Raw genomic sequence first — 9,504 nt, 5'->3', positions numbered from 1 at the left:
CTTATTTATGTCCAAAACCATCACAGGCTGAATTTTTACCCGTGGCACGTTCGACCTCAGAAATGCCTCATTGTGTGGGCTTTGTTGCGTAATTCAGTTTAGATACAGAGTCGTCCCGTTTAGTGTGTTTCTTAGTCAAGACGACAAGTTTCAGGCATACCTAACCCAGTAAGCTTGTTCAACGCTTTTATCATCGCGTAAGTTTCCACTACACCTGTGCATTGTCATTTCTTAAGCTCAATCATCCTCCTAGCAACTATTTAACTCGATACATCGCTGTTTTTGAGAGTGAACGTTTGTGATAACCATACCGCTGTTTCCAAGACTTATTTTAACCGTACAACTTCTGGCAACCAACTTCGAGATTTCGGGGGTGGCCACGCTCCCAGAAGCTGAGCCTTCTCTTGGAGGGATGAGCGCTGCCGTGATGGCTAAATCACTGAATCGATGAGGCCAACTGCACTTATTCTGTTTGCTTTACGCCTAGCCACTTACCACCTCTTCATCAATCCAAAAGGTCAGAGAACCACGGTTAATGAGCGCTTGGTTGTCTTGCTTCTAGTTGGTTGTTTTGTAAAGAGGTGAAGGAAAGCTACGAGAGGGAGTGAATGTAGCTGAGCAGAGCGTAGGTTCTGGATTGAGTTTCACTGAATTACTCAACAAATCCAAATATAAATTATATTTAATTTAATTCCATGTCAGGACTCCCAACGATATTTTTTCCTCGCTGTATATATTTTCAAAAAAATTAAGGAACAATTATTATTATGATTATCATAGAAAAAGAAAAAGTATCAATTTCTGAGAGATTAGATGCGTTAATGAGTAGTTTTTCAGAAATGAACTTAGAACTTACAAAATTTGATCAGGAGCAAGTAAACAGTATTAATATTTCACCTCCTATTACAGCTTGGAACTGGTCGAAATCATTCTAGACTTCTTAGTGTAGACTGTCAGATAGCCGTCGTTTTGGCAGTCTATATCAATGTGATAAATAATATGGAATATATATTTATTTTACCTGATTATTGTAAAAATTGTCTAAGCACATAGTTCTACCGTGCATTATTACCTTAGTTTTAAAATATACGATGTTTAGTGTCAATGGCAGCCTTATTTATACTTAGTTCACTTCAGTAAGTCGTTTTAAATAGGAATTTTAGATGTTGAAAACTTTTACTAGCCCAAAGATATTGTCTTCCATAACGGGTATGTTTTCTATTTCATTAGGCACTGTTTTACTTGGTGTGATGCTGGTCTTTATGTGGTCCGATCATGATATAAATAGCCAGATTAGCGAGACCGTATTTAAGATAGAGACGCAATTTAACCTACCTAATGGCGATCATGTAAAGAGTTCAAAAGCCCCTGCTGCCTTACTTTCGAAACTTCGTGAACACCCACAGGTTAAAAGTGTCGGTAGGGTTAAAAGTGAATTGGTCACTATCTCCTATGGCACTGAAGAAGTGAAAAGTGCCGACGTACTTGCGATGGATGAATCGGCCCGAAAGATGCTAAAACTTGACAATGACGGTGAGTTCGCAATGAGTAGCAACGGGGTTTACCTGTCAGAGCCCTTTGCAAGAAAACTCACTCGAAGCCCTCGTTCATTGATCGGAAAAAGGCTTAAACTGAACGGACTAGGCCTGTACCAAGTAGAAGGCATTATTAAGTTAGATAAGCGCTCATCCATCAGACCAGATATGATCATCGCTTTTTCTCCCACTTATGATTCTGTCATCAAGTCTCAATATGACAACTGGTATGATACGCATGTCGATGTCTTTGTTGATTTAAAAAACAAAACTCCTTTGAATCTAAACCAGATTATCCTTGAAAATGCGCCACAAATTCCCGGCGCGCCTTTTACCCCTGAATCTTTTATACAATTATCGCAGCGGCCTATCTCACAGCTACATTATGATTTGAACTTTTCTGATGCGCTTGGCCTGACATTTTCAAAATCCAGCTTATACCTGATTTATGGCGTTTGTGTTTTCTCCTTTTTATTAGGCTTTGTTGGCTTTGTGAGTTCAATGATTTCCATACAGTTATCGCAAGTTGAACGAATTAGAACAATGTTAAGTATTGGTGGAAGTTATTACCAAATTATTCTTAACGCCTTAATGGAAAGAAGAATAGCGTTACTGGGTGGGGTGGTGCTGTCGATCTCTATTTTTAATGCGGGTTTGTTTTTTTTAACTGAGGCGTTTACCTTCTTATCTGTGCTCAGTACCGAAGTTCAGTGGGTCATGTCTGTCGTGATGCTGATTTGTTTTGTAGTCGTTTATGTCACCGTGATCGCTCTGGTGGTCTCCCAAGCGATTGCATTACAAGAAGGCCAAAGCATCTCAAGGTTTTCTGACCTCAATATGGTGCACATTACCAAATTTATAATGATGATACAGATCGTTATAACGACGATGGTCATATTCATCTCTGTGAGTGTGACCTACGAGCTGCTCTCTGTTAAACAAGTCGATTATGGATACGATATCAAACGCACGCATTATGCTAAATTGAATGGGCGTAATGACAGCAAGGCTCGTTATTTAAGGGATCGCATTAATGCGGAACAAGGTCAGGTTTCCGAAGCCACCAGTTGGTATCCGTTTGATAGATCGGTGAGTTACGCTTCGGTCTCAACCGCGCAACAAACCATGGATGAAAAAATCATACAGGCCAAATATTTTTACGCAGGGCCCGAGATTGTCAACATCCTAGGACTCACGGTCCTGACACAAAACCATGCTGTGCCAGTCTTACGTGAAAAAGACACGTCTAAAAGAGTATTTGTGATCGTCACTGAGGCATTTTCTCACTTATTCGCCAATATTAGCGCTGAGAAATTGATTGAGCATACCTTTTACACCAATCTTGGTGATGGTGTAAAAGAGATTCAAGTTGTTGACGTTGTGAGTAACTTTTATCTGGGCAAAGTCAAGCCATCCTTTGAACCCATTATGATCATCATAGATGAGACAAAAGCCAATTATCTTATCGTGAATGATGATGCTACCAAGGTGGTATTGAACGATACTACCTTTATATCCAGCCTTGATGCCCGAGATGAAGAGTATTCAGATTTGAGTACAATCGTTATTTATCTTTTGTTTGTCATCGTGTTAAATATTGTCCTGCTTTTGCTAAACACCATGACGAATTCACTAGTTGAAGTTGAGAGAAACCGGTTCTCCTTGAGCATCATGAGGCAGCTAGGTGCTGGATTAAAATCGATATGTTGGTATGTGTTTAAGAATAACATACTCATTTACCTCGGTGCTTCTGGCGTTGGTGTGCTGTTGGGATACGCAGCGATCAGTAGAAAAATTCTAGCGCTTGATGGGGTGCAATTTGGCCTAAGTCATTACGTCATGTCACTATTGGTTGTGGCTGCAACGATCGCCTTTATCATTTCTCTAAGCCTCGTTATCAGTAGAAAACAGTTTCTTGCTGACCTGAAGGAATGATTATGGATTCGGCAAGAGAACCAAAACATCACCATAAGACCAAAATAGCACTGGCGATCCTTGTGTTGCTGGTTGTTATTGTGCTCATGGGTGTTAGTCAATATCGAATGATATCAACGGTCTCAAGCTCTGAGTTGGAGCTAGTCACCGTGGAGGGCTTTCGCACCAAGATCACCACCATGGGGACAATTAAACCAAGAAAATCGATTAAATTGTCGTCTGATATTGGCGGGCGGGTAAAGTACTACATTAACAAAAAACAGTCCTATGTTCAGCAAGGTGACATACTCCTTGAGTTGGAGAACTATGACTACACTTTGAATATTACAGAGAAGGTGGCTCAGGTTTCTGAACAGATTAGTAACCTCAGAAATACCCGTCTCAACCTTGCTAGCGAGATGAAATCGACACAATTGTCACTTGAAGATGCCATCTTCAACGTCAAGGTCATTTATCGAGAACTGGAACAAAAAGAGCGGTTGCTAACGAAAGATCTCATTAGTAAATCGGATGCTCAATATTTGCAAGATGACCTCTCTCGTTGGATCGCCAAGCGAAAGGTCTTGTCGACCTATTACCAGTCTCAGAAAAACAATATCCAACATCAACTGACGGAGCTTAATGATACCGTTGATATTCTAAAAAACTTCTTACTAAAGCTTCAGGAAAGTGAAAGAAATTTAGTAGTTCGTGCCCCAATTTCGGGGAATTTGGTTGGTTTTGACATTGAGCTAGGGCAACAGATACTCCCCAAAGAGGAATTTGGGTCATTAGACATCATTGATAACTTCTTAATCGAAGTCGAGCTCAGTGAATTCTACTTGGATCGCGTCAATGAATCGATGCAAGTACTTGCATCGTTCGATAATCGTAATGTCGAACTGAATGTTCTTAAGATTTTCCCAAAGGTAAAACAAGGTCAGTTTCGCATGCACCTTGAAGTGCGCTTACTTGAAAGCGTTGCCCGCAATATCAAAGTCGGACAATCCATCGAAATCGAACTAACCAACGCAACTGAAACGTTGCAAGCCAGTGTCCCTGTGAATGCGACTTTCAAAGAAAACAGTAATGTGTTTGTCTATTTGCTTTCCAAAAATCAATCTAAGGCCGTAAAAACCCCCATCTCTATCAAAAATACCATTGGTAATGTCCTACTGGTAGACAACATGGATCTTCTTGGTAAAACGTTGATTGTTCTAGATTGGGATAAAAATTACGAAGAGGAGATATACATTGAGTAGCATGATTAAGCTTGAGAATGTCTATAAACATTTTTATACCAAAAAGCTAAAAACAACGGCATTAAATAATGTCTCTATGCAGGTCGACAAAGGCGAGTTTGTGGCAATTATGGGGAAATCGGGCTCAGGAAAATCAACCCTGCTCAATGCGATTGGGTTGTTTTCTAATATTGATTCAGGGCAATTTGAGCTCAATGGCACCAATGTCTGTGGGCTCTCTCAAAAACAGAAATTGAACTACAGGCGCGGACTATTGGGCTATGTTTTCCAGTCATTCAACCTCATTCCTGATATGACGGTACTTGAAAACGTCATGTTGCCGCTCAAGTTTCGTGGTATTTCACAGCAAGAGTGTATCGCCCTTGCCGAGAAAGAGCTCGAACTGATGGAGCTATCAAGTCGAAAAGAACATTACCCGAGTCAATTATCAGGGGGGCAGCAGCAGCGTGTTGCGATTGCAAGGGTCATGGCCTGTAAACCAGAAATCATTCTTGCTGATGAGCCGACAGGAAATTTAGATGATAAAACAGGACAAAATATTCTCGATATTTTGCAGCATGCGAACACTGCATGTAACGCCACCATCGTGATGGTCACGCACAGTGAAAAAGCGGCAAGCGTGGCAAATAGGCAACTAAAAATGGTTGAAGGAACGCTAGTAGTTTAGGGGGGAATTATGCTTGGAGATATTTCTGTTAAGGTAGTAGATGAGCCAATCAGTTCGATTGATCAATTAGAAGTGACTGATTTTCAATATAATAGATTGGCTTCACAAATGATTGGTGAAATCAAAGGTAGTGACATTTTAGATGACGAGGAACTTGAGTTATTTAATTTTCAAATAAATAAGAGCTTTGATGCAAAGCCATTGAGAGCAAACAAGTTAGTAGTTGTTCTTAAGGCAACACGTTTATGCAACCTCAGATGTACTTACTGTCATTCTTGGGCTGAAGGACCAAATCAAACAATCAAGTTTGAGAGACTAGTGACAATTGTGAAACGTATATTATCAATACCTAATGTATCGCGGGTTGAGTTTGTCTGGCATGGTGGTGAAGTGACTTTGTTAAGGACTGAGTTCTTCAAAAAGCTTATATGGTTGCAAGAGCAGTTTAAACGTAAAGATCATGTTATTACCAATACTATGCAGTCGAATGCTGTTAATATCTCACGGGAATGGTTCACCTTTTTAAAAGGAATGGGCATGTCTGTCGGTATTAGTTTCGATGGTGTACCTGAGATACATGATAGCCGACGTCTCGATGTAAGAGGACGGCCAACCAGTCATAAAGTAGCAAATGGAATTAAGCAATTGAAACTATATGGAATACCATATGGTGCGCTGATTGTAGTCGACCGAGATTTGTACAATATCGAGCCGGAGAAACTCCTCAGCTACTTAACTTCGATTGAATTGAATGATATTGAATTTCTAAACATTGTGCCTGATAACCGTGCTAAACCAGGAGATGATATTGGTACAGCCTATATTAGTTATCAGGAGTATATTAAATTTTTGAGTGATATATATAAAGTTTGGTATACTTCATATCAACAAAAAATACAAATTCGTATGTTCGATAACTTTATTGAGGTATTATCAGGCAAAGAAAAAAAATTGTCTGCATGCTATTGGTCAGGTAATTGTTCACAAGAGATTGTTACTATAGAACCTAATGGAGATGTTTCTCCATGTGATAAATATGTTGGAGAGGTTGGTAGTATCTACGGTTCGTTAATGGAATCCGATTTGGCTACTTTATTAGAAAAATCTCGTCATAATAAAGATTCAATAAAAGAAGAGGTTGAATCCCATAATCGTATGGGTGAATGTGAGTGGTTTTCTGTTTGTAATGGCGGTTGCCCACATGACCGTGTTATTAATTCCCGTCATGTTGAAGGCTATAATGATAAGTGTTGTGGTACAGGTAAATTGTTAAAAGTCATTAAAGAATCATTAGTAAAATAATTAAATATAATGGTAAAAACTATCCCAGATAATATTGTTTATGCGAAGTTTAAGTCGCTATGCGCCGAAAAATTTTGGCACATGGTTTTGATAATTATATTAAACTTTATGGTTGTTGGTAGTTCGTTCTTTATAGCTTATACGATTGAACGGTTGTTTGATAGAGAAGTGACAATAGATCGGCTCAACTCTTTTGTCGTCATGACTTTGTTGTTATTAGTCACTTTTGTAATTAGCAGCGGACTTAGAAAAAAACTAGTTTTTGATGTAAAGGAAATGCTCAGTACCAAACTTCAGAGCTTCGCTATTCGACAGCTTATGTTCAAGCCACAACAATTGTTCGATGAAGTATCACCCTCTAGTTTGCATGCAAATGTCGACCATGATATTCACGCTATCAATGTTTACCTTCACTTCATTCTTAGTATTTTTTTTCAAGCCTCTGGCACCTTGCTGTGCGGATTAATTTATTTGCTTTCTACCAACTTATATATGACCTTGGTGTCTGTTGTGGTTGTGCCGGTTTTGATTCTGGTTATATTTCGGATAAGTCAGAATGCTACGGCAGCTAACAACCGAAAAAGAAATGCATCGTCGCTGTTTAACTCAGCTATTATTGAAACTTTGTCTGGCATTGAATCTATAAAAATACACAAAATGGAGAACTTACTGGGTAATCAAATCGAATCCAAAGCTAAAACAGTTTATATAGAATCAAAAAAAATGCATTTTTTTGATTCTATTATATCTATAATGATAATATTCGGTGGATGTTCCAGTGTCATTTTAGTCCTTTGGGTTGGAGGGCAGAATGTTATAACAGGCTCAATGTCATCGGGTGAATTAGTCGCATTCGTGATGGTTTTACTGTTTATGTCATATTCTTTTGCCTCTATTAGTGATATTAATTCAGTTACAATTAAAGCAAAGAGTGCTATGAAACATCTTAATTGTCTATTGCAGCCTGACTATAATCAATGCACTATAATTAAAAAAAATAACACCATTAACGGGGATAAGATCGATCTGATTGATCTATCATTTTATTATAATTCCTCAGAGTTCCCAGCATTAAAAAACGTATCGCACACCTTCTATAGAAATCATATTTACTCAATAGTTGGGCGTTCTGGCTCTGGTAAAAGTACACTTATAAAGCTCATATCTGGCCTATACTTCAATTACCATGGTAAAATAATGTTGGGAGAAGTCGAGGGAAAAACTCTTCAAGGAAGTAAACGGGTAACTCTTGTTGAGCAAGACCCCTTCTTTTTTAGCGGTACACTATGGGAAAACATCACATTATTGCCGCGGTATACTCAGGTTGATGAAATCAGACTTAAACGTGCGTCTAAGCTATCAAATTTCGACACAGTAATGCTAAACAATGATCTAACCTTTAACAGTTATATTCATGTGAATGCTGCTAACTTATCGGGTGGCGAAAAGCAACGTCTTGCGATTGCGAGAGCGCTCTATAGTGAACAGGATATACTGATATTTGATGAAGCAACGAATTCATTGGACTTCGCTACTGAGATAGGTTTTCACCAACACCTAAAAGAGATCTCTAAAGATAAAATTGTTCTAGTAGTTACCCATAATCTAAATAATATTTATCTAACGGATCAAGTTGTTGTCGTTGATTCTGGACACATCGTTGCAGCTGATCCCCCTCATAAAATCATTAGTAATAAGTATTTCAAGCGTATAAGTAAAGGCAAACACTGAAGCCATGGATCTGAATAATGCGTTGGCATATACCTAGTCAACTTGAAGGTGCAAGCTTGAGCACCTGAAAATTATCATTAATTCGAGATGTTAATCCGAGTTTCCGCATCCAATTGGCTTTGTTGCGTAATTCAATGGAACTAAATCAAGAACCTACGATCTGATCAGCTCCCACCACTCTCTCTCGTAGCCTTATGCCTAAACCTTGTTACAAAACAACCAACTGGAAGCAATACAACCAATCGCTCATTAACCGTGGTTCTCTGACCTTCTGGATCGATGAAGAAGCAATAAGTGGGTGGGCGCAAAGCAAACAGAATAAGCGCGGGAGGCCACGTCGGTTCAGTGATTTAGCTATTACGACAGCACTCATGGTGAAACGAGTTTTTTCTATGCCACTGAGAGCGCTGCAAGGATTTATCGACTCGATATTTAGGTTAGCCCATGTGCCGTTAAGTTGTCCGCATTACACCTGCATCAGTCGTAGAGCCAAGCAAGTTGAGGTCTCATTTAAGACTAAAGCGAGAGGAGCGATACAACACCTAGCCATTGATGCTACTGGCCTTAAGGTTTATGGCGAAGGTGAATGGAAAGTCAAAAAACACGGGACGGATGGCAAGCGGAGAGTCTGGCGAAAGCTGCATATTGCAGTTGATACAAGCACTCATGAGATCATTGCCGCCGAGCTAAGTTTATCAACGGTTACAGATGGTGAAGTACTCCCGAACCTACTGAAACAAACACGTCGAAGCATCCTTGAGGTGTCTGGTGATGGCGCTTACGACACGAGAGCGTGTCACGCTGCTATTAAGATTAAGGGAGCCATTGCGCTTATTCCCCCAAGAGAAGGGGCAGCCTTCTGGGAGCGTGGTCACCCTCGAAATCTCGCCGTGGGTTGCCAGAAATTATACGGCTCAAATAAGTATTGGAAAGAGCGGTATGGATACCACAAACGTTCATTGTCAGAAACAGCGATGTATCGAGTTAAACAGTTGCTAGGAGGACGATTGAGCTTAAGAAATTACAATGCCCAGGTGGGTGAAACTTACGCGATGATAAAAGCGTTGAACAAGCTTACTGGGTTAGGTATGCC

The 9,504-nt window shown here is 39.7% G+C and carries 7 protein-coding genes and 1 pseudogene; 7 read left to right on the top strand and 1 reads right to left on the bottom strand.

Going from position 1 to position 9,504, the window contains the following annotated elements; genetic code table 11:
- Positions 1 to 131: 131 nt before the first annotated feature.
- A pseudogene (locus tag AB4589_RS17295) lies at positions 132 to 417 on the bottom strand (IS5/IS1182 family transposase); the annotation flags it as partial.
- A 350-nt stretch (positions 418 to 767) separates the two neighbouring features.
- Between AB4589_RS17295 and darA the strand changes: the two are divergent.
- From darA to AB4589_RS17260, 7 genes are all read left to right on the top strand, one after another.
- On the top strand, positions 768 to 935 hold the full coding sequence (gene darA / locus AB4589_RS17290; protein ID WP_017100167.1) for a darobactin family peptide antibiotic: 168 nt from the start codon (positions 768 to 770) through the stop codon (positions 933 to 935).
- A 228-nt stretch (positions 936 to 1,163) separates the two neighbouring features.
- A complete protein-coding gene (gene darB, locus AB4589_RS17285) occupies positions 1,164 to 3,470 on the top strand; it encodes a darobactin export ABC transporter permease subunit (protein ID WP_372101264.1) in 2,307 nt (768 codons plus the stop codon).
- A gap of 2 nt (positions 3,471 to 3,472) precedes the next feature.
- Entirely contained in the window at positions 3,473 to 4,711 is a 1,239-nt protein-coding gene (locus tag AB4589_RS17280) for an efflux RND transporter periplasmic adaptor subunit (protein ID WP_017100165.1), read from the top strand.
- 1 nt (position 4,712) lies between these two features.
- Positions 4,713 to 5,378, top strand: a complete 666-nt coding sequence (locus AB4589_RS17275; protein ID WP_017100164.1) for an ABC transporter ATP-binding protein — start codon at positions 4,713 to 4,715, stop codon at positions 5,376 to 5,378.
- A gap of 9 nt (positions 5,379 to 5,387) precedes the next feature.
- On the top strand, positions 5,388 to 6,680 hold the full coding sequence (darE, locus tag AB4589_RS17270; protein WP_132940527.1) for a darobactin maturation radical SAM/SPASM protein DarE: 1,293 nt from the start codon (positions 5,388 to 5,390) through the stop codon (positions 6,678 to 6,680).
- 9 nt (positions 6,681 to 6,689) lie between these two features.
- Positions 6,690 to 8,411: an ABC transporter transmembrane domain-containing protein gene (locus tag AB4589_RS17265; RefSeq protein WP_372101261.1), complete on the top strand. Its 1,722-nt coding sequence runs from the start codon at positions 6,690 to 6,692 to the stop codon at positions 8,409 to 8,411.
- 194 nt (positions 8,412 to 8,605) lie between these two features.
- The coding region (locus tag AB4589_RS17260) for an IS5 family transposase (RefSeq protein ID WP_372101259.1) at positions 8,606 to 9,504 on the top strand (899 nt) is incomplete at its 3' end.

It is taken from the genome of Vibrio sp. 10N.222.49.A3, assembly GCF_041475145.1.
Taxonomy (GTDB): domain Bacteria; phylum Pseudomonadota; class Gammaproteobacteria; order Enterobacterales; family Vibrionaceae; genus Vibrio; species Vibrio tasmaniensis_A.
Note: the sequence above shows the minus strand (reverse complement) of the source record. Positions and strands in the feature narration are given on the sequence as shown.